Origin of the sequence: Sphaerisporangium rufum, assembly GCF_016863395.1 — a bacterium.
Taxonomy (GTDB): Bacteria; Actinomycetota; Actinomycetes; order Streptosporangiales; family Streptosporangiaceae; genus Sphaerisporangium; species Sphaerisporangium rufum.
Genome location: NZ_BOOU01000014.1, coordinates 146,357 through 168,895 on the forward strand (window position 1 = coordinate 146,357; position 22,539 = coordinate 168,895).

Consider the following 22,539-nt stretch of genomic DNA (forward strand, 5'->3'; position numbering starts at 1 on the left):
GGTCCATGATGGCGGGTCTGATCAGGGTGACCCCCGACGCCGACCTCGACGAGGTCGTGGAGATTCTCGAGCGGGACGGGGGCGTGATCGTCGAGAACCTGGTCGACGAGGCCACGCTCGCCGCGCTGTGGAGCGACTTCCAGCCGGCGCTGGACGCCTGCCCCTACGGTGAGGACTGGTACAACGGCAAGCGCACCCGCCGGGTGTCGTCGCTGTTCGCCCGCACCGCGCACCTGACGCCGGTGGTCACCCACCCGCTCTACCTGGGTGCCGCCCGCCGCATCATGCAGCAGCCGGTGCCGATGTGGATCGGCAAGTCCCGGGTGGAGATGACGCCGACGATCCAGATCAGCGGCACCCAGCTGATCGAGATCCACTCCGGGCAGGGCAAGCAGCCGCTGCACCGCGACGACGCGCTGCACCTGCGCCGCCACCCCGGCCCGACCAGCCGGGTGCAGCTCATGGTGGCGATGAGCGAGTTCACCGCCGCCAACGGCGGCACCCTGGTGATCCCCGGCAGCCACCACTGGGACGACGAGCGCGCCCCCGAGCAGAGCGAGGCGTACCCGACGGAGATGCCGGCCGGGTCCGGGCTGATCTGGCTGGGCGGCGTCTACCACGGCGGCGGGCGCAACACCACCGACACCCCGCGCACCGGCATGACCATCGCGCTGGACCTGGGCAACCTCCGCCAGGAGGAGAACCAGTACCTCGCGGTGCCGCGCGAGGCGGTACTGGCCTACCCCGAGGAGGTGCGCCGGCTGCTCGGCTACGACCGCTGCCCGCCCGGCCTCGGCTGGTACGAGATGGAGGACCCCTACGTCGTCCTGGAAGCCGACGCCCCGACCCCTGGCGTCCCGCTGACTGTGTAGCTTCGCGCGCGCGCGGGTTCGGGAGGGGCCCGCTGCGGGAGAACGGCATGCTCCGCGCGCGGGGTGGGTGACGTGGCTGGGTGACCTGCTACGCCACCGGGCGGGATGGGCGGTGGGGTTACGGCCCAGGCGCGCAGTGTTGTTTGGCGCGCGCTTCGCGCGCGCGGGTTCGGGCGCCCTTTAGCCGGTGTTGTTCGTTCGTCGGTTGGAAGCGCTCGTTCCTCGCGCTTCCGCCCTCCTCCTCACAACACCGGCGCGCCCGAACCGGCCCGGGAAGGGCTGCGTCGGGTGAACGGCTCACTGATCACGGGAGGGGCGGGCGGCGGGGTGACGGAACGGTGCGCATGTTCGATGGAGGTGTCCAGCAGGTGGCGGAGAGGTTCGGTGGAGACGCCGAAGGCGCTGGGCGTGCCGAGGCCGGCGAGGAATCGCAGGGCGTTCCGACGTTCCATCTCATTGTCTCCCATGCCATATGCGGGATCATCCGGGTATCCATCCCCGGGAGGCCGGGCTGATTCAGCGGCCTCCAGCCGCGCCGGCACCTGGTGCAGCGTGGCAGCATCCCCTTGGCGTCGTAGACCTGGTCCAGCCGGATGACCATGTCCGGCCACGGGACGCACTCGCCGCGCTCCCAGCGGGCCAGGTTGGAGGGTTAGCGCGAGACCTTTCGCTCGTCGGGCGTGAGGCCCCGCAGCGTCCAGAGGCCGTACAGCGCGAGAAGCGGTTTGGCGATCGTCCACTCGCCGAGGCGGTAGTCGTCAACGCGCACGAGCCTGCCGGCCAGGTCTGGGCGCTGCCGTCGCAGGTAGGCGCGGGCTTTGAGCGCGTGCGCCGGCTGAGACACGATCTTGATGCGGTCGGCGTCCTCGAGCAGCGGGATCACGTTCGTGATGTTCTCCCACGTCGTCGCGCTCTCCTCCTCGAGGAGCACGTTACCGGCGAAGCCGAGCGCCGACTTGGCGTAGTCGGCCATCACCCGGGCCTCGGTGGCCGCCTCGCCGGTCGCACCCCCAGTGAAGATCACCCTGGTATCGTGCACGCGGCCCGGGTCGATGGAGCAGAGGCCGGCCCGGACCCGCCATCGGTTGACGAGGTTCGCCGTCGCCTGGGGGTTGCGGAAGCCCAGCACGACCACGACCTCGCGGGTTCCCTCACCGTCGCCGACCAAGGCCCGAGACCAGCGCCGGTTCAGCCACTCGCCCCAGGCCAGGGCGGCCACTCCGGCGATCATCAGCCCGGTCCCCCATCGCATGCGTCGACTCTAGGACCCTTCGCCAGGGCCGCCCATTCCCTGCACCTTATGCACCTTCCGAATAAGTTTCGGCGTTAGTTGAGCAAGCTGACGGATTCTGCGTATGCATTCGAAGCGTTAGAGCCTGTAGTGGCCGTGCTACGGTGATTTCTTGACCTGGCGCCCAGTTGCTAGAGGTAACCATGCCGAACGTGGCGACGTTCCGTACATCGTCCCTCGAATCGCTTTCGCGGAGTACTGCGGTTTCGATACCGCTGTCATGTGGTGAATGGGTTGGATTCTTGGATGAAGGCATCCCAAGTGTCGATCTTCGGCCATTAGGGGCGGAAGTAATAAGCGATCAAAGCGGTAGCAGGGCATCCGGTACCGACAATGATGGCTAGCCGAGGAACTCGCCGATCATGAAGCATGCGTTCGTGGACGAGTCAGCGAGGGGGGGCTACCTCATTTGTGCGGTGGCGATCGCACCAGCAGACCTGCCAGCGAGTAGGCGCGCGTTGAGGAAGCTCTGTAAGCCGGGGCAGCAACGGATCCACATGGCCAGCGAGAGCGATAGTCGCCGCCGCGAGATCTTGAGTATGATCGACGGGATCGAGGTAGCTGCGCATGTATATCAGGCAGAGCTAGCAAAGAGCGCTCAACGGGTGGTTCGTGACGACTGCTTCCGTGCTGCTGTTCCGAGTCTGATCGCCATGGGTGTCTCGCGCCTGATCATCGAATCCTGCAACCAAGACCGACAGGACCGACTGGTAATCCACGAGGCGTTGAGCAAAGCAGACGCTCATGACCTTCTGGTGTACGGGCATGACCGCCCGGCGTTGGAACCGCTCCTATGGGTACCAGACGCCCTGGCGTGGGCATATGGGAAAGGAGGTGACTGGCGCCGTCGAACACGAGGGGCAATACAAGGTGTAATCAAGGTATAGACTTACTAAAACGCGAAACCCGGCCGACTCACCGTCCGGAGAGCTGCCGGGTTCACTTCCGCAAGCTATTGCCTACGACGCTCCCATGGTGCACCCTGACACGTCTGATGTCAACTGCTTGAGGCCGACCGGCCGTGTAGAGCCTGCTGACACCCGCCCTCATTGCTCGGTTGCGTAAGCCTTGATCGGTCTCAACATGGTCTGTACGGGTTGAGAGGCCGCTATCCGTTAAATCGGTTGCGCCGCTGACTAACGTGTTCGTCGTGGCAGAGATCGATGGGGCGGCTTTCGTCCGCGACGGGTTCGTGAAGGTGGCCGCGACGGTGGCTCCGGAGCTGGCCGAGAAGGCACTGGCGCAGGCATGGGCGCAGCTCGGCGGGCGAACTCCAGATGACCCGTCCGGCTGGGACGAACCGGTGATGTGGGCGTCGGACCTGACCGGTCAGGGGCCGATGGGTGAGATGGCGCGCAGCCCTCGGCTGGCGCGGGCCCTGGACGAGGTGTGCGGGGCGCGCGGCCGGGCGCCGCGCGGCGCGCTGGGCATGATCCCGGTCCGGTTCCCCGGCAAGGCGGTGGTCGACGACCGCGGGTGGCACATCGACGCGAACGTGGCCCTGCCCGACGGCACGTACGCGGTGAGCGGGCGGCCGGAGATGATGCTGGTGCTGACCTTGCTGTCGCGGGTGGGCCCGGAGGACGCGCCGACCCGGATCCGGGTGGGCTCGCACCGGGCGGCCGGAGCGGCGCTCGCGGGGCAGGTGCTGGACCCGATGAAGGCCGGGCCGGTGGTCGATCAGGCCACCCAGGACTGCCCGGTGGCGTACGCCACGGGCGAGCCGGGTGACGTCTTCCTGGTGCACCCGTTCACCGTGCACGCCGCCGACGAGCACCGGGGGACGCGGCCGAGGTTCATGGCCCAAGGACCGGTGCTGCTGGCGCAGCCGGTCACCCCGGACGCCGGCAACCTGCTGGGCCAGGCACTGGCGGGCTGACCGTCCGGAATCGCCGGTCCGAGGCCGCAGGGCGGCCCGCCGGCGGTGCCGGGCCGCCTGGTCGGCCCGGCATCCGTGCCAGGAACGGCCCGGCCGGTGGAGAGGTCAGGGCAGTGTGGCGGCCTTGCGGAGCAGCACTTCGCGTTCGCGATGGTTGGTGCACAGCCGGGCCGCCAGTTCGAGTTCGGCGCGCGCCTCCGGTCGCCGGCCGAGCCGGGCCAGCAGCTCGCCGCGCACGGTCGGGACCAGGTGTGAACCGGGGAGCCGGTCGGCGGCGATCAACTCGTCCACGATCTCCAGGCCCCGCGCCGGGCCGGCGGCCATGGCGACGGCGACGGCCCGGTTGAGCTCGACCACCGGCGAGGGCGCGACCCGGCCGAGGGCCTCGTAGAGCACCACGATCCGGTCCCAGTCGGTCGCCTCGACCGAGGGCGCCGCCGCGTGGGCGGCGGCGATCGCGGCCTGCAGGCCGTAGGGGCCGAGGCCGCGGGGCGAGGCCTTGGCCAGCGCGGCCAGCCCGCGGCGGATCGCCGAGATGTCCCACCGCCGCCGGTCCTGGTCCTCCAGCAGGATCGGCGAGCCGTCCGGGCCGGTCCGCGCCGGGAAGCGGGCGGCGGTCAGCTCGCACAACGCGAGCAGGCCGTGCACCTCCGGCTCGTCCGGTTGCAGCGCGGCCAGCGTGCGGGCCAGCCGGATCGCCTCGTACGCCAGGTCGGTACGCAACAGCCGGTCGCCCGACGTGGCCGTCGACCCCTCGGTGAAGATCACGTACAGCACGCTGAGCACGCCGCCCAGCCGCTCCCGGCGCTCGGCGGCCGGCGGCGGTTCGAACGGCACCCCGGCCGCCGCGATCGTCTTCTTGCCCCGGGTGATGCGGGCCTGCACGGTCGGCACCGGGACGAGGAACGCGCGGGCGATCTCCTCGCTGGACAGGCCGCCCACCACGCGCAGGGTCAGCGCCACCCGGGCCTCGGCGGAGAGCACCGGGTGGCAGCTGATGAACATCAGCGCCAGCACGTCGTCGTCGATCCGGTCGGGATCGATGTCCTCCTCGACCGCCGATCCGGCCGGCACTTCGGCGGCCAGCAGGGCGTATCGGTCCTGGAGGGCGGCCCGGCGGCGGATCGCGTCGATCGCCCGCCGCCGGGCCGTGGCCATCAGCCATCCGGCCGGATTCACCGGCCGGGCGCGCGGCCACGACACCAGCGCCTCGGCCACCGCCTCCTGGGCCGCGTCCTCGGCCAGCCCGAAATCGCCGGTGAACCGGGCCAGCGCGGCGACGATCCGCGCCGACTCGATCCGCCAGACGGCCTCGACGCCGGCGGCGTCCATCAGCTCCGGCCCTCGCTCTCGCAGCCGCCCCGGTCCTGGACGCTCACGCGCCGGCCTGCGGGACCTCGTCGCTCCCGGGCACCCGCCGAATCTCGATCTTGGTCCCGCGGGCCACCGGGACCCGCCTGGCCCACTCGACCGCCTCCGCCTTGGAGGCGACGTCCAGCAGGAAGAAGCCCCCGAACAGTTCCTTGGTCTCGCCGTACGGGCCGTCGGTGACCACCGGGACCTCGCCGCTGAAGTCGACCACGACGCCCTGAGCCGGATCGTCCAGCCCTTCCGCCGCCAGGAGAACGCCGGCCTTGACCGCCTCCTCGATGAAGCTCCGGGTCGTGGCCATCATCTCGTCGATGTCGGCCATCATGGCCGCGTTCGACTCGTCGGTGCCTCGCATGATCAGCAGGTACTTCGCCATCGTGTCCTCCTCGTCCCGCGAGGCCGCCTCCCGGCCCTCGCACCCACTTGTCGAACGGGCGGCCCGCGGATCGACACGGTCCGCGGGAAACCTCGCGCCGCCTCCGCCGCGAGGTCCTCCGTTCGCCGGCGAGGAGACTCAGAAGGGTGCGAAGACCGTACAGCGTCCGGGCCGACGCCGGTCGATCGCTTGCGCGAATGGCTAACGTATTCGCCGTCGCATGGGTCGAGGAGCGGCGTTCGTCCGCGACCGGAGGAGTGGATGCTGGGATGACGGCAGGGCGGCGGGTGCCCGCACAGGACGAGGTGCTCGGGTACTTCGAGACGCTGTCGAACTGGGGGCGGTGGGGCGACGACGACGAGCGCGGCACGCTGAACCACATCACCGATGAGGTCCGGCTGGCGGCGGCGCGGGCGGTGCGGCACGGCCGGAGCGTGTCGTGCGCGTGGGAGGTCGCCGCACCGGAGGACATGGAGCGGTCGACGACGACGTGCCCGTGCGCCGCCGACATGCCGGGTGCCGAGAACATGCCACGCGCGTTCCACGACGACCGGCGCTGGGGCTTCTCGTCCGAGCGGCTCGGCATCTCCTTCCACGGCAACACCGTCACCCATCTCGACGCGCCGTGCCACATCTATTGGGACGGCCAGCTGTACAACGGGCGGACGCACTCGCTGGTCGACGCCGCGACGGGGTCGTCATGGGCGGCCGTCACGGCGGCGGTGAACGGGATCATCACGCGCGGGGTGCTGCTGGACGTCGCCGGGGTCCGGGACGTGCCGTGGCTGGAACCTGGGGAGGGCGTGTACCCCGACGATCTCGAGGCGGCCGAGCGCCGTCAAGGCGTGCGGGTGCGGTCCGGCGACGCGGTGCTGCTGCGTACCGGCCAGGGCCGTGCTCGGCACGAGGCCGGTCCGGCCGGCGGCTTCACCCAGGCCGGCTGGCACGCGTCCTGCCTGCCGTGGCTGCACGAACGGGAGGTCGCGCTGATCGGCGCGGACACCCCGCAGGACGTCCAGCCGTCGGGGTACGACGACGTGCTGATGCCGGTGCACGCGGTGAGCCTGGTCGCGATGGGGCTGTGGCTGCTGGACAACTGCGACCTGGAGGCGTGCGCGGCGACGGCCGCCGAGCTCGGCCAGTGGGACTTCCACCTCGCGGTCGCGCCGGTCCGCTTCGCCGGTACCTCCGGCAGCCCGGTCAACCCGATCGCGACATTCTGACGGCCGCCGGGCCTGGCACCGGAGCCTTCGTCCGGGGGTGACGGAGGTCAGGCGGCGGCCGGGTGCTCGCGGTGGGGCTGGGTGGCCGGGCGGCGGGGGCGCAGGGCGCGGCAGAGGGCGGCGGCGGCGAGCTGCAGGGCGGCGATGCCGAGCAGCAGCAGGGCCGGCGGCGCGGTGGCGGCCAGCCCGGCGAGCCCGGCACCGGCCGCCGCCGCGGTGATCTTGAGTCCGGCGCCGACGGTGAAGACCTGGGCCCGCGCGTGCTCGGGCGCGTGCTCGGCGCGGATTCGCAGCGTGGCGGCCAGTACCGGCCCGTCGCAGACGCCGGCCACCGCGTACAGCGCCGCCGCGGCGACCGGCGAGCCGGTCAGCGCGGCGGCCCCGAGGGCCAGGCCGATGCCGAACAGGCCCAGCTCCGCCTGGCGGGCCGCGGGCAGCCGCGTCCCCCAGCGCGCGGCCGCCAGCGAGCCGGCCAGCGCGCCCAGGGCGAACGCGGTGATCAGCCAGCTGCCCGCGGCCGGGTTCCCCATCGACCCGGCCAGCAGCACCGTGGTCGTGGTCAGCGCGCCCACGCCGAGGAACGCCAGGCAGGTGGCCGCGGTGATCGCCCGCAGCTCGGCGACCCGCCACAACGCCACCAGCCCGGCCACCAGGCCGTCGCGCATCGACGTCCCGCCGGGACCCGTCGCCGTGCCCGAATCGGCTCCCATGCCCTTATGGGTGCCGGGATCGGCTTCCGCGTCAGGGCCCGCCGCTGCGCTGGTTTTCGCCTTCCCGCCGGTGCCGGGGCGGGGCCCGGTGCCGGTGGCGGAGGTGGCCCGGGCGCGGGCGTACGGCAGGGTGCCGGCCGCGACGGCCGAGGCCAGGGCCACCGCCGCCAGCAGGCCCATCGCCGTGTCCGCGCCGGCCGCGGCGGCGGCCACCCCGACCAGCACCGGCCCGGCCACCGACGCGGCGTTGTAGACCGTGGCGTCCAGCCCGTAGGCGAGGTCACGCCGCGGGCCCGGCCCGGTCAGGCCGGCGATGAGGCTGGACAGGCCGCCGGTCACCACCGGCCCGCAGCATCCGCCGGCCACCGCGACGGCCAGCGCCACCGGCAGCGGCACCCGGCCGGCCAGCAGGGCGAGCGCGGCCACGGCGGCGGCGAACCCGGCGAGCGCGCCGCAGTAGAACATCCGGGGCCGGGGGGTGCGCGCGGCCAGCGTGCCGGCCAGCGGCGCGGCGAGCACGTGCGGCGCCGTCCAGGCGGCCAGCACGTAGGCGCCGGGGGCCGCGTCCCCGGTGCGGGCCAGCACCAGCATGACCACCGCCACCGTGACGCCTTCGGCCGCCAGCCGGGCCAGGAAGGCGGTGGCCAGGTAGCGTCTCATCCCCATGCCGCCCTTCGTCCTGTAACGTCTTTCGCGGAAAAGACGTTACAGGACATGCTGCCCGGCGGAGAAGGCGGGTAACGTGGTCGCGGATCGGAGATCGCCGCGACTGGAGGAGGCGGTGATGGGCGATGCCGGCATCGGGCCGGGCTTCCGGCCGGCCCGCCGCATGCTGGACATCGTCAACGCGGTCCGGCTCGCCCCGGACCTGTCCCGCGATGCCCTGGCCGAGCTGCTGGTGCGGCACGGGGAGGCGCCCGGAGAACTCGCCGGGGAGGCGTTCACCGCCGCCGACGCGGCCGGCCTGCGCGCCGCCGCCGTCCGGCTGGCCGGTATCCTCGCCGAGACCGACGCCGACCGGGCGGCCGGCGCCATCAACGCGGTGCTGGCCGAGTGCGGCGCCCGCCCGCACCTGGCCCGGCACGGCGGCCACCCCTGGCACCTGCACGTCGACCGGGGCGAGGACGCGAGCTGGGCCGACTGGTTCCTCGCCTCCGGCGCCCTGGCCCTGGCGCAGATCCTCACCGAGTACGGCCGGGTGCCCTGGGGGCGGTGCGACGCGACCGGCTGCACGGCCCTGTACCTCGGCACCGGCCCAGGCAGCGCCCGCCGTTACTGCTCGGCGGCGTGCGCCTCCCGCGAGCGGGTCGCCGCCCACCGCCGGCGCAAGCGCGCCCCGGACCCGTGAACGGCCCGGCGGCCGGCGCCGGAGTCGCGCCGGTGGGCCGGAGGGAATAGCCGGAGTAGGGGGCGGCCGGTCGGGAACGGGGCGGCCACCGGCGCCGGGGGGCGCGCCGGTGGCCGGGGAGGAACGAAGGGTCAGGCCTCGAAGCCGCCGTTGCCGATGCGGCGCAGGTGGTCGAAGGACGACAGGTCCGGGACCGTCCAGCCGTTCAGGTCGTACTCCGACAGGCACTGGTCGACGAACGCCTTGTAGCCGTCGGCCTCGCCGTTGACGAGCTGGGCGTTCAGCAGCTCGACCCGGGTGTTCTCGTGGTTGCCGGCGTAGTTGCGCTCGTACAGCTCGTGCCGGCCGCCGAACTCGGTGCCCACCGCGTCCCACAGCAGCTTCATGACCTTGATCCGCTCGACGGCGTCGCTGCCGTCCGAGCCGCGCACGTACTTGTCCAGGTACGGGCGGATGTCGGGGTTCTTGAAGTCGTCGGCGCTGGAGTTGAGGTAGATCAGCCCGCTGGCGATGTCCTGCTGGATGATCTCCTTGATCCGCGGGTACCCGGTCTGCATGAACCACCGGTACGCCAGGCCGTAGGCGGGGTTGGGCAGCAGCGCGCCGTCCTTCCACTCCACCGGGTTGCGGGCCGCGGCGTCGGAGAACGCCCAGAACAGGTTGCGCCAGGCCAGCACCTCGCCGAGCCGGGTCTGCACGCCGCGGAAGTCCTTGGTGCCGGTCATCTCGGTGGCCTTGAGCAGCAGGCCGGCCAGGAACTCCAGCTTCACCGCCAGCCGGGTGCACCCGTGGAAGGTGAACCGCTCGAAGAAGCCCGACCGCCCGGTGAACAGCAGCGCCTTGCCCAGGTTGCCGTAGACGAAGACGTTCTCCCAGGGGATGAGCACCTTGTCGAGCACCAGGATGGTGTCGTTCTCGTCCAGCCGGGAGGACAGCGGGTAGTCGAACGGGCTGCCCATCACCGTGGACATGGTGGAGTACGACGGCCGGCAGATCAGCTTCATGCCCGGCGCGGCCATCGGGATGGTCGCCACCAGCGCGAACTTCTTGTCCTTGATCGGCAGGCCGTAGTGGGCGATGAAGTTGTAGTGGGTGAGCGCCGAGCCGGTGGCGACCACCTTGGCGCCGCTGACGATGAGACCGGCGTCGGTCTCCTTCTCCACGTGCACGAAGATGTCGGCCACCTCGTCCGGTGGCCGGTTGCGGTCCACCGGCGGGTGCACGATGGCGTGGTTCCAGTACAGGACCTTCTCCTGCGACTCGCGGTACCAGCGCCGCGCGTTGTCGGCGAACGGCTCGTAGAAGTCGGCGTTGGCGCCGAGCGTGCCGAGGAAGGAGGCCTTGTAGTCGGGGCTGCGGCCCATCCAGCCGTAGCTCATCCTGGCCCACTCGGCGATGGCCCGCTGGTCGGCGACCATGTCCTCGACGCTGTGCGGGGTGGTGAAGAAGCGGTGGGTGTACCCGTCGCCGCCGCTGTCGGTGGGCTTGGTGAGCACGTCCCGCTTGTCGGGGTCGTGCAGCGCGTCGTACAGCCGGGCCGTCATCCGGATGGGGTTGTGGAAGGCGGGGTGCGAGGTGACGTCCCTGACGCGCTCGCCGTACAGGTAGATCTCCCGGTCGTCGCGGAGGCTGTCGATGTACTCGGCACCGGTCAGCGGGCGGGTCTTGGGCCGCGCGTCGGCCGGCGCGGCGGCCGGGGCGGCCGCGGCGTCCTGGCCGTTCGCCGGACTTCTTTCCTCTACTCGCACCTCAACTCCTCGATGAATCGGTGGCTGCCGGGCGTCGCCGTCCTCGCGGAGGCGTCCGCGAGGCTCCGCGACCGCCCGGGCGCCGGCGCCGGGCCCGGGTAAGGGACGGGCCGCCCGCCGGCGCGGGGGCACCTTTCAGAAGTCCGCGGGTGTCCAGCGTCACACCGGGGACGCCGGCCGGGCATCTCTCACGTTGCGGTGTCCGCGGTCACCGGCCCGCTGACCAGCGCCGCCGGGGGTGCCTTCGCAATACGGAAGATGCGCGGCCCGGCGGCGGGTGCGACCGTCGGAAGGTGCACGCGGCCGGACCGGCCGCCCGGCGCGCCCGGGCTTCCCACGGATTCTCGCCGGATTCTGTTCAAGGAGGACATGGTGCTGACGACCGATGTTCCGACGCGGGAGCAGCTTGTTCGCCGCGCCGCCGACCTGGTGCCGCTGCTGCGCGGGAACGCGGCCTGGGCGGAGGAGAACCGGCGCGTCCACGAGGATTCGATCGAGGCGCTGGCGGACGCGGGCGTCTTCCGGATGCGCGTGCCGCACCGCTACGGCGGCTACGAGTCCGACACCCGCACCCTGGTCGAGGTGGCGGCCGAGCTCGGCCGCGGCGACGGCTCCACCTCCTGGGTGGCCTCGGTGTACTGGATCCCCACCTGGATGGCCGGCCTGTTCCCCGACCACGTGCAGGACGAGGTCTTCGCCACCCCCGACGTGCGGGTGTGCGGGACGCTGAGCCCGAGCGCCATGGCGGCGCCGGCCGACGGCGGCGTCGTCGTCAACGGCAAGTGGGCGTTCATCAGCGGTGCCTGGCACAGCCACTGGCAGGTGATCGTGGCCGTGCTGGTCGCGCCGGACAGCGAGCCGGCGCCGATCATGGCGCTGGTGCCGATGTCGGACCTGCAGATCGTCGACGACTGGCACACCGCCGGGTTGAAGGGCACCGGCAGCGTCAGCACCGTGGCGCAGGACCTGTTCATCCCAGCCGAGCGGGTCATGCACCTGGGCGCGATCCTGTCCGGGCAGGCCGCCTCGGCGTCCAACGCCGGCCGGCCGATCTACCGGGCGCCGCTGCTGCCGGTGGCCTCGGCCTCCTCGGTGGGCAGCGCGATCGGCATGGCCCGCGGCGCTCGGGACGCGTTCCTGGAGCGGCTGCCGGACCGGAAGATCACCTACACCGGGTACGCCAGCCAGCGCGAGGCGCCGCTGACCCACCTGCAGGTCGCCGCCGCGACCATGAAGATCGACCAGGCCGAGTTCCACGCCCACCGCCTGTCCTCCTTGGTGGACACCAAGGGCGAGACCGGTGCGGAGTGGACGCTGGAAGAGCGGGCCCGCGCCCGCGCCGACATGGGCGCGGTGTGCCGGCTGGCCAAGGAGGCGGTGGACACCTTCGCCGCGGCGAGCGGCGGGTCGTCCATCTACAGCCACGTGCCGATCCAGCGCATCGCGCGGGACATCCAGGCGGTGAACCTGCACGCCCTGATGCACCCGAACACCAACGACGAGCTGTACGGCCGGGTGCTGTGCGGCCTGGAGCCCAACACGCTCTACATCTGACCGCCGACCTGCGCAAGCACGCTCCCACGGAGAAGGGTTGATCCCATGGCCACACCCACCGCCACCGCGACCGCCGGGGTGACCGACGCCGACCGCGCCGCCGTGGCCGGTGTCCCCGGGCGCATCGTCGCGGCCTGGGCCCGGCAGGACGCGAAGGCCTTCGCCGAGGTCTTCACCCCGGACGGGACGATGATCCTGCCCGGCATCTACCGCAAGGGCGCCGCCGACATCGAGGGGTTCATGGCGGCGGCGTTCGCCGGCCCCTACCAGGGCACCCGGGTGACCGGTACGCCCATCGACCTGCGCTTCCTCGGCCAGGACGCCGCGCTGGTCATCACCGAGGGCGGCGTGCTGGCCCCCGGCGAGACCGAGGTGGCGGCCGAGCGGGCCATCCGGGCCACCTGGGTGGTCACCCGGCACGAGGGGGAGTGGAAGCTCGCCGGGTACCAGAACAGCCCGCGCGGCGCCGCCTGAGCGGCGACCGGCGAGCAGGTGCCCAGGCCGCGGCTTCGTGACCTGGGCATCCGGCACGTCTTCCATCGGTGCCGGGCCGGGTGCCCGGGGCGACCGGCGGTGTCGCCCCGGCGGGCGGGCCCGGGCACCCCGGCCCGGGCGGCCGCGGGGCACGGCCGGACGGGCTTCACCACGGGACTCCCGGGAGGTCCGGGAGCCGTCGCGAGGAGTGACTGATGGCGCCTGCATCTGACGGCCCGCGGTCGGCGCTCTCGGCGCCGCGGCCGGTGGCCCCGCTGCCCGAAGAGGTCGCCGAGTGCTTCGGCGGGGAGGTCTTCCTCGCCTACGCCGGCCACCCGGAGTCGGGGGTCCTCACCGTGGCCGCCGCGTTCGGCGCGGCGGCGGCCCGGGCGAAGGCCCAGGCGCGGGCCGGGGCGATGGACGTGCTGCGCCGGCTGCCGGACGAGGGGGCGGGGCCGTGCACCGGGGCGGACGGCCGGCGGCTGTGCCTGGACGACTTCATGCCCGAGGCGCCGGCGGAGACCCGGAGCCTGGTCGCGGGCACCGGGCTGCTCAGCCGGGAACCCTACCTGCTGCCGGCCGAGGTCGTCTGGCTCGGCGAGCGGGACTGCCGGGTGGAGCCGACCTCGGTCGGGGTGGTGGACGGCGGGGTGGACGCCGCGATCGCCGACCTGCTCGCCCACGACATGGTCACCCGCTGGTGGGCCGACCCGCGGACACCGCTGCTGCGGGTGTCGGAGCACCTCGGCACGCTGATCCCGCCGGGTGCCGCCGCGGCGGTGCCCGCCCTGGGGCTGCGCGTCTCGGCCTACGTGCTGCCCGGCCCGGGGTTCCAGATCGCCGTCGCAGGGCTCAGCGGGGACGGCACCACGATCGCCGCCGCGGCGGCCCGATCGGCGCCGGCCGCGGTGGCGGAGGCGTTCCTGCGGGCGGTCGCCGCCCGGGCGCAGCCGTGGAACACCCTGCCGACCGCCGACTCGCTGCGCCGGCTGACGGTGTGGCACCGCGAGGTGGACTACCTGGCCTATCTGGAGTGGTCGGCGCTGCCGGCCGATCCGGCGCTCCTGGCGCCGTTCGAGGAGCGGCACGAGACGCTGAGCTGGGCGGACATGGCCTGCCGGCGGTTCGGGCACGAGCCGGTGCTGGTCTCCGGTCCCGGCGGGCCGGTGAAGGTGGTCTGTCCCGGCGCGGCCTGCTACCGGACGCTGCCGCCGGGGACGACGCTGCCCTGCCCGGTGCCCTGAGCCGGGTCAGCCGCCCGCCGGCTCCGGCCCGCCGGGGGAGCCGGTGGCCGGCGTGCGGTCGTGGACCAGCCGCCACAGGAACTCGTTGAACAGCTTGCGCTCCTCGGGCGTGAAGGGCTCCAGGAAGGTGTCCAGCGCGTTCAGCATCGCCGGGCCCAGCTTGTGGCGCAGCAGCGCCTGCCCCTCGGAGGTCAGGCCGATCGCGTACTTCCTGCGGTCGTCGGGGTTGCGTGCCCGCTGGACCAGCCCGTGCCGCTCCAGGCCGTCCACCACGCTGACCATCGTCGTCCGGTCGATGCCGTGGGAGCGGGCGAGTTGCTGCTGCGACTGCGGGCCCATCGAGTCGATTGCGGTCAGCACGATGAAATCCTTGGAGCGCAGCCCGAAAGGTTCCACCGCCGATTCCAGGATCTGGTTGAACAGGTCGTTGGCCTTGCTCAGCAAAAGGCTTGTCGAACTGGACGGGAAGTGCGGCAGGGAGACATCGGAATTCGAAGAATCAGCGCTCACATCTTGCCTTCCGTGGTCACCTGTCCCGTTCTGTGCGGCATGTCCATATCAAGCATGCCTATATATAGGAAAGAGTGTCACACGCTGACATGCACTGCGCAACAACGGGTCACCAATCGTCAGTATCGCTGATTGACAGGGAAGCTGATGATCTGCCATGCTGCCTAATATATGCAAGGTGCCCGCGGGTTCGCCCCGCGCCCCGCGGCCGCTCGTGGCGAGGAGGGTTCCATGTCGGCAGGACGGTTCGGCCGGGCCGCCGGCACCACGTGGGACGACCTGCGCGCGCTGCCGGAGGTGTGGTCCGAGGTGCGGGAGATCGTGGTGTCCTGGGAGGAGTCGCAGGCCGATGAGCGGCGCGATCCGTGAAATCCGCCCCTCCTGCCGATCGGAGCGCCGATGGGCGTGAGCGAGGAGGAGCAGGCGCGGCTGCTGGCCAGGTCCACCGGCTGGCTGCTCAACGACGCGGCCCGCGCTCTCAACCAGCGGCTGGAGGAGGCGCTGCGCGCCACCGGGCTGCGCTGGCGCGAGTACGGCGTGCTGGTCGTGCTGGAGGAGGCCGGGCCGCTGTCCCAGCAGGAGATCGGCCGGCGGCTCGCCGTCGACCGGTCCACCATGGTGCACCTGGTCGACGTGCTGGAGGAGCGCGGGCTGGTCGCCCGCGGCCGCGACCGGGCCGACCGCCGGGCCTACGCCATCGAGCTGACCGGCGCCGGGCAGGAGCTGCTCGCCCACGTGCTGCACCCGCTCACCGCCGAGGTGCACGAGCGGTTCGCCGGGCGGCTCGGCCGCCGCGACCGGGCCCACCTGGACCGCATCCTCGGCCTGCTGGCCGCCCCGCCGGCCGGTGAGGGCCCGGCGTGAGCGGCGCACTCGGGAAGTTGTCCGGACCGTCTGACTCTCTGATAGTTTGTAAATACGCATATCCGTGGAATGCCAGGCGAGGGTGCGGACCGCCGAGGTCCCCTGGGTTCGAGGTACATGGCCAGGAGGCGTGCCATGGACATTTCGGTCATCGGTGTCTCCGCGGAAGCGGAGCAGATCTACCGCCACTTCCTGCGCAACCGTGGTGACGGTATCGGCTCGGCCCGGCAGGCCTTGGACCTCGACCCCGACACCATCGAGGCCGCGGTGGAGACCCTCGGCCGGCTCGCCCTCCTCGACATCGACGACCGGCACCGCATCGTCGCCGTCGAGCCGCGCATCGGCATCGAACGCCTCATCGAGCAGCGCCTGGCCGAGCTGAACGCCGAGATCCGCCGGGTGCTGGCCGCCCGCGACTCCATCTCCTCCTTCATCGAGGACCAGCGGCAGGGCGAGAGCTCCGCCACGGCGCTCGGCATCGAGCGGGTCGAGGGCCTGGAGCAGGTGCGCCAGCGCCTGGACGACCTGGGGTTCTTCTCCTACAAGGAGACGCTGTGCCTGCACCCCGGCGGCCCGCTGTCGCGCGGTGCCATCGAGACCGCGCTACCGCTGGACACCCGGTCCCTGCGCCGCGGCCTCGCCGTCAAGGCCGTCTACCACCCCAAGGCGCTGGACGACCCGGACATGGCCGCCTACCTGCGCGAGATCGTCAGCCTGGGCGGCCAGATCCACATCACCGAGGACCCGATGGACCGGATGCTGATCTTCGACCGCAGCGTCGCCGTCGTGCCCATCCATCCCAAGGAGAGCGCCCGCGGTGCGCTGCTGGTGCGCGAGCCGGGCCTGGTCTCCCAGCTCGTCACCTACTTCGACGGCGTGTGGGACGCCGCCAAGGACCTGCGTGAGTTCACCGAGCCGAGCAGCGACGCGCCGCTGCTGTCGGACCTGGAGCGCCGGGTCCTCGCCGTGATGGCGACCGCCGACAAGGACGAGATCGCCGCCCGGGAGATCGACGTCTCGGTGCGCACCTATCGCCGCTACGTCGCCGACCTGATGGCCCGCCTCGGCGCGGTCAATCGTTTCCAGGCCGCGCTGCGGGCCAAGGAGGAGAATTGGATTTGACGGCCGTTTCCACGGCCTGATCACCATTTCTCCAGGTCGCCATCGCGGTGCACCATGCCCGTTTCCCGGTGTTATGCCGGGTCGCCCACGGCACGATCGGAGATGACATGGCGTAGGCGCAGGCATTTCACTGGTGTAGATCCTGAGGAGATGGTCTGATGCTGGTGACCGTGACCGGTGGCACCGGATTCGTCGGCGCCCATTCGGTCGCCGCGATCGCCGGGGCCGGCCACCGGGTGAGAATGCTCGTCCGCGACCCCGACCGGGCCGCGCGCGCCCTGGCGCCGCTCGGCGTGGACCCCGGCGCCGTGCACACCGTGCCGGGCGACGTGCGGGACGCCGGCGCGGTGCGCGCGGCGGTGCGCGGCGCGGACGCGGTGCTGCACGCCGCCTCGGTCTACTCCTTCGACAGCCGGCGGCACGCCGAGATGCGGGCGGTCAACGAGCGGGGCACCGAGGTGGTGCTCGGCGAGGCCCGCCGGGCCGGCGCCGGCCTGATCGTGCACGTCTCCAGCATCGTCGCCCTGTATCCGGCGTCCCCGGCCCGGGTGCTCGACGCGGGCTCGCCGGTCGGCCGGCCCCGGGAGACCTACATGGCGACCAAGGCCGCCGCCGAACAGATCGCCCGCCGCCACCAGGCGGACGGGGCGCCGGTCGTGATCACCTACCCGCCCGCGCTGCTCGGCCCGCACGACCCGAACCTCGGCGACCAGACCGCCCGGCTGCGGGACGTGCTGCGCGGCCTGACGCCCATGTGGCCGGCCGGCGGCTTCCCGGTCGGCGACGTGCGCGACACCGCGGCACTGCATGCCCGGCTGCTCGACGGCGCCGCCGGCCGGTACTTCGGCCCGGGCCGCCACCTGACCACCCGCGAGTACGTCGCGGCGCTGCGCGCGGTGACCGGACGGCGGCTGCCGGCGGTGTTCCTGCCGGCCCGGGCCATGCTCCCGGTGGGGTGGCTGGCCGACCGGCTGCAGCGGGTGTGGCCCTGGCACATCCCCGCCGAGTACGGGGCCATCTACACCTGCGCCTGCGCCGTCCGGGTGGCCGAGCACGCCCCGACCGGCGGCCTGGCGCCCCGGCCCCTCGCCGAGACCGTGGGCGACACGGTGCGGTGGCTGCGCGACAGCGGCCACCTGACCGCCCGCCAGGCGGGCGCGGTGCGCCCGGATCTGGCGTCCGTAGGAGCGCGATGAGGGGAGATGCCGCCATGAGCGACCGGATCGCCGCCGGCCCGCAGCTCGACCGGGTCCGGCCCGCGGCCCCGTCCGGGGTCGCCGAGCTCGACTTCGTCCCGGTGCCGGTGCCGCGCCCCGCCGACGGCCCGGCACCCGGCGCGTCCCCGCCGCCGCTGGACCCGCCGCGCCGCACCATGCGCGCGCTGCGCGACCGGCACCATGAGCTGCGCGAGGACATCCTGGCCGGCCGTGCGGACGGAGTCGCCCGCCAGCACCGGCTCGGCAAGCGCACCGCGCGCGAGCGGATCGACGCGCTGCTGGACGAGGGCTCGTTCATCGAGCTGGACATGTACCGGCGGCACCAGGCGCACGGGCTGCGGATGGAGGAGAACCGCCCGCACACCGACGGCGTGGTCACCGGCTCCGGCACCATCGACGGCCGCCGCGTCTTCGTGTACGCCCAGGACTTCACCATCTTCGGCGGCTCGCTGGGCGCCGCGCACGCCTCCAAGATCCACAAGGTGATGGACCTGGCGATCTCCACCGGGTCGCCGCTGATCGGCCTGATCGACAGCGGCGGCGCCCGCATCCAGGAGGGCGTGGTCTCGCTCAGCGGGTACGGCGGCATCTTCCAGCGCAGCGTGCAGGCGTCCGGAGTGATCCCGCAGATCAGCGTGGTGCTCGGCCCGTGCGCCGGCGGCGCCGCGTACACCGTGGCGCTGGCCGACTTCGCCTTCATGGTGCGCGACACCGCCCAGCTGTACCTCACCGGCCCGGACGTCGTCGAGGCGGTCAGCGGCCAGCGCGTCACCCACGCCGAGCTCGGCGGCGCCGACGTGCACGGCCGCCGGTCGGGGGTGGCGACGTTCGTGCACGACGACGAGGACGCCTGCCTGGCCGACGTGCGCTACCTCGTCTCCATGCTCCCGGCCAACAACCTGGAGTACCCACCCCGCTCACCGGAGTGTGACGCGACCACCGACCTGCGGCCCCGGCTGGCCGACATCGTCCCGGTCGAGCCGAACAGGCCCTACGACATGCGCGCGGTCGTCGCCGAGCTGGTCGACGACGGCGAGTACCTGGAGATGCACGAGAACTGGGCGCAGAACGTCATCTGCCTGCTCGCCCGCATCGACGGCGAGGTCGTCGGCGTGGTCGGCAACCAGCCCATGGTGCTGGCCGGCGTGCTGGACGTGGACGCCGCGCAGAAGGCCGCCAGGTTCGTCCGGTTCTGCGATGCCTTCAGCATCCCCATCGTCACCCTCATCGACGTCCCCGGCTTCCTGCCCGGCGTCGACCAGGAACACTCGGGCATCATCCGGCACGGCGCCAAGCTGCTGTACGCCTACTGCGAGGCCACCGTGCCGCGGATCCACGTCATCGTGCGCAAGGCCTACGGCGGGGCGTACATCGTGATGGACTCGCGCACCATCGGCACCGACCTGTCGCTGGCCTGGCCGACCAACGAGATCGCGGTGATGGGCGCCGAGGGCGCGGTGAACGTCATCTTCCGCAAGGAGCTCGCCGCCGCCGCCGACCCGGCCCGGCTGCGCGCCGAACTGGTCGAGGAGTACGCCGAGCAGCTCATGCACCCGCACTACGCCGCCGAGCGCGGCCTGGTGGACGACGTCATCGACCCGGTGCAGACCCGGGCCGCCGTCGCCCGGGGCCTGGCCATGCTCCGCAACAAGCGCAAGCCCACCCCCCAGCGCAAGCACGGCAACGTCCCGCTGTGACCCTCCCGGGGTGACGGTCAGGAAGGACGGGCCGGGGCGGCGGGGGGGTGGGTGAAGCCGTCGCGGGGCGGGAGGCGGTCGCCGAAGGAGCCGCCGACCGCGTAGGTGACCAGGGTGGTCAGCACGTTCTTCACCGACTCCAGGTCGCGCACGTCGCACAGCACGATCGGCGCCACCCCGTCCAGGCTCAGCGCCCGGCGGATCTTCGCCGGGTCGTGCCGCCGCGCGCCGTCGAAGCAGTTGACGGCCACCACGAACGGCAGGCCGCGCCGCTCGAAGTAGTCCACCGCGGGGAAGCAGTCCTGCAGGCGCCGGGTGTCGGCCAGCACGACGGCGCCGAGCGCGCCCAGCGCCAGCTCGTCCCACATGAACCAGAACCGGTCCTGGCCGGGGGTGCCGAACAGGTAGAGCCAGAGCCCCTCCCGGATGGTGATGCGGCCGAAGTCGAGCGCGACGGTCGTGGTGGTCTTGCCCTCCACGCCGGAGGTGTCGTCGACGCCGACGCCGCGCTCGCTCAGCAGCTCTTCGGTGTGCAGCGGCCGGATCTCGCTGATCGTCCCCACCATGGTGGTCTTGCCGACGCCGAAGCCGCCGGCGATGAGGATCTTGATGGCCATCGCCGGGGTGGTCCCGGTGGTCGCCGGCTCAGAGGCTGCGTAGCCCATGCAGCACTTCCCTGTAGATGCGTTCGTCGATCGCCTGTGTGGCGGGCCGGGGTCGGTCGATGGTCACCAGGCCCTCGTACCGGAGATCGCCGAGGATCACCCGGGTGATGTTGAGCGGCAGCCGGAGCTGCGCCGCGACGTCCGCCACCGGCGTCGGCCTGCGGCACATCGCCAGCACCGTGAGGTACTCCGGCGACAGGTCGCCCTGCGCGTGGGCGGTGGGGACGGTCGTGACGATGGCCACCAGGTTGAAGTCCTCTCCGGGTGGTCGCGCGCGGCCGCCGGTCAGCCCGAAGAGCCTGACCAGCGGCCCGGGATCGTCTCCCGTCACCGTCGTGCCCCGTTCCAGGCCGGCGCCGGGGCGGCCGCCCGCGGCTGGGTGGACAGGTGCTCGCCGACCCGCTTCACCAGCAGGGCCATCTCGTAGGTCACCATGCCCAGCTCGGCGTCCCCGGCGGCGATCACCGCCAGCCTGGCCCCCTGGCCGGCCGCCGTGACGAACAGGAAGCCGTCCTCCAGCTCGATGATGGTCTGCCGGACGCCGCCGAGGCCGAAGTGCCGTCCGGCGCCGAGGGCGAGGCTGTGGCTGCCCGCCGAGATGGCCGAAAGGTGCTCGGCGTCCTCCCGGGTGAGTGCCCGTGATCCGCCCATGGCGAGCCCGTCGGCGGACAGCACGATGGCGTGCCGGATGCCGGGCACCCGCTGGGTCAGGTCGTCCAGCAGCCAGCTCAGTTCAGGTCTGGGATCGGGCATCGTGATGCCTTCCTTTCGGTGACGCGTTGACGCGTTGACGCCTGCGGGGTCCTGGGTCGGGGCTCACACCGGGCCGGTGCGGCCGGTGTCGTCGCGGCCGCGCCGCCAGCCCTGCTGCATCGACGACATGAGCGACATGAGCTCCTCCGGGGACCGCGCGGTCACGTCGCGCGGCTCGCCGGGCTCCGGCCGGCGGAGCTGGGGGGCGAGGCTGGCCTGCCGCACCCGTACCGGCAGGCCGTCCAGGTCGTCATCGTCCCCCGCGTCCGTCAGCTCGGTGCCGGCGGGCACCTCGCCGGTGTCGCCGTAGGGGAGGGTGCCGTTGTGGTGGCCGCCGTTCGGGACGGTGCCGTCGATGGCGCCGTTCTGGTAGGCGCCATCCTGGTAGGCATCGTTCTGGTAGGCGCCGTTCTGGTAGGTGCCGTTCGCGGGGCCGCCGTTCTGCGGCGTGCCGTTCCGGTGGGCGCCGTTGTGGTGGGCGCCGTTCGGGACGCCGCCGTTCGGGACGCCGTTCGGGACGCCGCCGGCCGGGGCGGTGCCCGGCGCTTCGGGCGTGACCGGGATGGGGCCGGTCGGGTCGGGGCGCTCGGCGGCGAACCAGTCCGATCGGCGTTCCGGCGCGGGGGCCGGCTCGCCCAGCATCTCGGCGAGCGTCCGCGGCCGGGCCTCCGGCGCCGCGCTCAGCTGCCGGAGGGCGCCGATGGCCCGCACCGGCGGGGGATCCTGCGGCAGTCGCTCCGCGGCGCCGTCCGCCGGGGTGCCCTGGCCGGCCAGCAGCATCGACGGCAGCAGCACGATCGCGGTGGTGCCGTCGTAGGGAGAGCGCCGCAGGCTGACCTTGATGCCGTGCCGGGCCGCCAGCCGGGCCACCACGAACAGGCCCATCCGGTCGCTGTCCACCAGGTCGAACTCCGGCGGGTTGACGAGCCTGGCGTTGATCTGCTCCAGGGTGGCGTCGGTCATGCCCAGGCCGCGGTCCTCGACCTCCAGGGCGAAGCCGTTGGCCGCGACCATGCTCCGGATGGTGACCACGGTCTCCGGCGGCGAGAAGACGGTGGCGTTCTCCACCAGCTCGGCGATCAGGTGGATCACGTCGGCGACCGCGGCGCCGTTCAGCAGCGGGGCGTTCGGCATCGGCGGGACGATCACCCGCGTGTAGTCCTCGACCTCCAGCACGGCGCTGCGCATCACGTCGAACAGCGACACCGGCTCGCGCCACCGCCGGGAGGGAGTCGCGTCCGACAGGATGACCAGGTTCTCCGCGTGCCGCCGCATGCGGGTGGTGAGGTGGTCCAGCTTGAAGAGGTCCTCCAGGATCGTCGGCTCCTCGACCCGGCGCTCCATGGTGTCCAGCAGCGCGAGCTGGCGCTGCAGGAGGCCCTGGTTGCGCCAGGCGAGGTTCAGGAACACCTGGCCGACGCCCTTGCGCAGCGCGGCCTGCCCGACCGCCGCCTCCACCGCGGTGCGCTGGACCGCGGAGAACGCGTGCACCACGCCGTCCACCTCCGCGGTGCCGGCGGACTCGATGTCGGGGGCCTCGGTCGCCGGATCGACGTCCTCACCCCGGCGCAGCCGGTCGACGAGCCGGGGGAGCCGCTGCTGGGCGAGCTCCACGGCCGAC

23 protein-coding genes are annotated in these 22,539 nt (G+C 72.6%); 12 read left to right on the top strand and 11 right to left on the bottom strand.

Features of this window, described 5'->3' with window-relative positions:
* Positions 1 to 5 precede the first annotated feature (5 nt).
* Positions 6 to 872 (top strand): phytanoyl-CoA dioxygenase family protein, encoded by an 867-nt coding sequence (locus tag Sru01_RS06185; protein ID WP_203982892.1) that lies wholly within the window; start codon positions 6 to 8, stop codon positions 870 to 872.
* Positions 873 to 1,114: 242 nt separating this feature from the next.
* Here Sru01_RS06185 and Sru01_RS06190 read toward each other — a convergent pair whose 3' ends face one another.
* Both Sru01_RS06190 and Sru01_RS06195 read right to left on the bottom strand, forming a co-directional pair.
* Complete coding sequence (locus Sru01_RS06190) at positions 1,115 to 1,324, bottom strand: hypothetical protein (protein ID WP_203982893.1); 210 nt, start codon at positions 1,322 to 1,324, stop codon at positions 1,115 to 1,117.
* A gap of 200 nt (positions 1,325 to 1,524) precedes the next feature.
* Positions 1,525 to 2,124, bottom strand: a complete 600-nt coding sequence (locus Sru01_RS06195; protein ID WP_239136987.1) for a YdcF family protein — start codon at positions 2,122 to 2,124, stop codon at positions 1,525 to 1,527.
* Positions 2,125 to 3,313: 1,189 nt separating this feature from the next.
* On the opposite strand from Sru01_RS06195, the gene Sru01_RS06200 reads away from it, so the two are divergent.
* The gene (locus tag Sru01_RS06200; protein WP_203982894.1) at positions 3,314 to 4,042 is read left to right on the top strand and encodes a phytanoyl-CoA dioxygenase family protein; all 729 of its coding nucleotides are present in this window, start codon (positions 3,314 to 3,316) and stop codon (positions 4,040 to 4,042) included.
* A gap of 105 nt (positions 4,043 to 4,147) precedes the next feature.
* On the opposite strand, the gene Sru01_RS06205 is transcribed toward Sru01_RS06200, so the two are convergent.
* Both Sru01_RS06205 and Sru01_RS06210 read right to left on the bottom strand, forming a co-directional pair.
* A complete protein-coding gene (locus Sru01_RS06205) occupies positions 4,148 to 5,374 on the bottom strand; it encodes an RNA polymerase sigma factor (RefSeq protein ID WP_203982895.1) in 1,227 nt (408 codons plus the stop codon).
* A gap of 43 nt (positions 5,375 to 5,417) precedes the next feature.
* Positions 5,418 to 5,789, bottom strand: a complete 372-nt coding sequence (locus tag Sru01_RS06210; protein ID WP_203982896.1) for a YciI family protein — start codon at positions 5,787 to 5,789, stop codon at positions 5,418 to 5,420.
* A gap of 269 nt (positions 5,790 to 6,058) precedes the next feature.
* Between Sru01_RS06210 and Sru01_RS06215 the strand changes: the two genes are divergently transcribed.
* Complete coding sequence (locus Sru01_RS06215) at positions 6,059 to 7,012, top strand: cyclase family protein (RefSeq protein WP_239136989.1); 954 nt, start codon at positions 6,059 to 6,061, stop codon at positions 7,010 to 7,012.
* A 47-nt stretch (positions 7,013 to 7,059) separates the two neighbouring features.
* Here the strand turns inward: Sru01_RS06215 and Sru01_RS06220 are convergent, their stop codons facing one another.
* A complete protein-coding gene (locus Sru01_RS06220; RefSeq protein WP_203982897.1) occupies positions 7,060 to 8,388 on the bottom strand; it encodes an MFS transporter in 1,329 nt (442 codons plus the stop codon).
* Between the two features lie 118 nt (positions 8,389 to 8,506).
* Here Sru01_RS06220 and Sru01_RS06225 point away from each other — a divergent pair, with 118 nt between their 5' ends.
* A complete protein-coding gene (locus Sru01_RS06225) occupies positions 8,507 to 9,070 on the top strand; it encodes a CGNR zinc finger domain-containing protein (protein ID WP_203982898.1) in 564 nt (187 codons plus the stop codon).
* Between the two features lie 131 nt (positions 9,071 to 9,201).
* Here the strand turns inward: Sru01_RS06225 and Sru01_RS06230 are convergent, their stop codons facing one another.
* Complete coding sequence (locus Sru01_RS06230; protein ID WP_203982899.1) at positions 9,202 to 10,818, bottom strand: 4-hydroxyphenylacetate 3-hydroxylase family protein; 1,617 nt, start codon at positions 10,816 to 10,818, stop codon at positions 9,202 to 9,204.
* Positions 10,819 to 11,187: 369 nt separating this feature from the next.
* On the opposite strand from Sru01_RS06230, the gene Sru01_RS06235 reads away from it, so the two are divergent.
* The 3 genes from Sru01_RS06235 to Sru01_RS06245 all read left to right on the top strand — a co-directional run bounded on the left by Sru01_RS06235 (position 11,188) and on the right by Sru01_RS06245 (position 14,090).
* Positions 11,188 to 12,372, top strand: a complete 1,185-nt coding sequence (locus Sru01_RS06235; RefSeq protein WP_239136991.1) for an acyl-CoA dehydrogenase family protein — start codon at positions 11,188 to 11,190, stop codon at positions 12,370 to 12,372.
* 45 nt (positions 12,373 to 12,417) lie between these two features.
* Positions 12,418 to 12,846: an SgcJ/EcaC family oxidoreductase gene (locus Sru01_RS06240; protein ID WP_203982901.1), complete on the top strand. Its 429-nt coding sequence runs from the start codon at positions 12,418 to 12,420 to the stop codon at positions 12,844 to 12,846.
* A 215-nt stretch (positions 12,847 to 13,061) separates the two neighbouring features.
* Positions 13,062 to 14,090, top strand: coding sequence for a hypothetical protein (locus Sru01_RS06245; protein WP_203982902.1), 1,029 nt, complete (start codon positions 13,062 to 13,064; stop codon positions 14,088 to 14,090).
* Between the two features lie 6 nt (positions 14,091 to 14,096).
* Here Sru01_RS06245 and Sru01_RS06250 read toward each other — a convergent pair whose 3' ends face one another.
* On the bottom strand, positions 14,097 to 14,534 hold the full coding sequence (locus Sru01_RS06250) for a MarR family winged helix-turn-helix transcriptional regulator (protein WP_203982903.1): 438 nt from the start codon (positions 14,532 to 14,534) through the stop codon (positions 14,097 to 14,099).
* Positions 14,535 to 14,831: 297 nt separating this feature from the next.
* On the opposite strand from Sru01_RS06250, the gene Sru01_RS06255 reads away from it, so the two are divergent.
* The 5 genes from Sru01_RS06255 (at position 14,832) to Sru01_RS06275 (ending at position 19,500) form a co-directional block, all read left to right on the top strand.
* A complete protein-coding gene (locus Sru01_RS06255; protein ID WP_203982904.1) occupies positions 14,832 to 14,969 on the top strand; it encodes a hypothetical protein in 138 nt (45 codons plus the stop codon).
* A 30-nt stretch (positions 14,970 to 14,999) separates the two neighbouring features.
* Positions 15,000 to 15,464 (top strand): MarR family winged helix-turn-helix transcriptional regulator, encoded by a 465-nt coding sequence (locus Sru01_RS06260; RefSeq protein WP_203982905.1) that lies wholly within the window; start codon positions 15,000 to 15,002, stop codon positions 15,462 to 15,464.
* Between the two features lie 135 nt (positions 15,465 to 15,599).
* A complete protein-coding gene (locus tag Sru01_RS06265) occupies positions 15,600 to 16,586 on the top strand; it encodes a helix-turn-helix domain-containing protein (protein ID WP_203982906.1) in 987 nt (328 codons plus the stop codon).
* A 158-nt stretch (positions 16,587 to 16,744) separates the two neighbouring features.
* Positions 16,745 to 17,782, top strand: coding sequence for an NAD-dependent epimerase/dehydratase family protein (locus tag Sru01_RS06270; RefSeq protein WP_203982907.1), 1,038 nt, complete (start codon positions 16,745 to 16,747; stop codon positions 17,780 to 17,782).
* 176 nt (positions 17,783 to 17,958) lie between these two features.
* Positions 17,959 to 19,500, top strand: a complete 1,542-nt coding sequence (locus Sru01_RS06275; RefSeq protein ID WP_203982919.1) for an acyl-CoA carboxylase subunit beta — start codon at positions 17,959 to 17,961, stop codon at positions 19,498 to 19,500.
* Between the two features lie 17 nt (positions 19,501 to 19,517).
* On the opposite strand, the gene Sru01_RS06280 is transcribed toward Sru01_RS06275, so the two are convergent.
* From Sru01_RS06280 to Sru01_RS35360, 4 genes are all read right to left on the bottom strand, one after another.
* Positions 19,518 to 20,165 (bottom strand): GTP-binding protein, encoded by a 648-nt coding sequence (locus Sru01_RS06280; protein WP_203982908.1) that lies wholly within the window; start codon positions 20,163 to 20,165, stop codon positions 19,518 to 19,520.
* The gene (locus Sru01_RS06285) at positions 20,146 to 20,496 is read right to left on the bottom strand and encodes a DUF742 domain-containing protein (RefSeq protein WP_203982909.1); all 351 of its coding nucleotides are present in this window, start codon (positions 20,494 to 20,496) and stop codon (positions 20,146 to 20,148) included. Before Sru01_RS06285 ends, Sru01_RS06280 begins: the two co-directional genes overlap by 20 nt.
* Complete coding sequence (locus tag Sru01_RS06290; RefSeq protein ID WP_203982910.1) at positions 20,493 to 20,918, bottom strand: roadblock/LC7 domain-containing protein; 426 nt, start codon at positions 20,916 to 20,918, stop codon at positions 20,493 to 20,495. Before Sru01_RS06290 ends, Sru01_RS06285 begins: the two co-directional genes overlap by 4 nt.
* Before the next feature lie 63 nt (positions 20,919 to 20,981).
* Positions 20,982 to 22,539: sensor histidine kinase (locus Sru01_RS35360; protein ID WP_239136994.1), on the bottom strand; the 1,558-nt coding region annotated here is incomplete at its 5' end.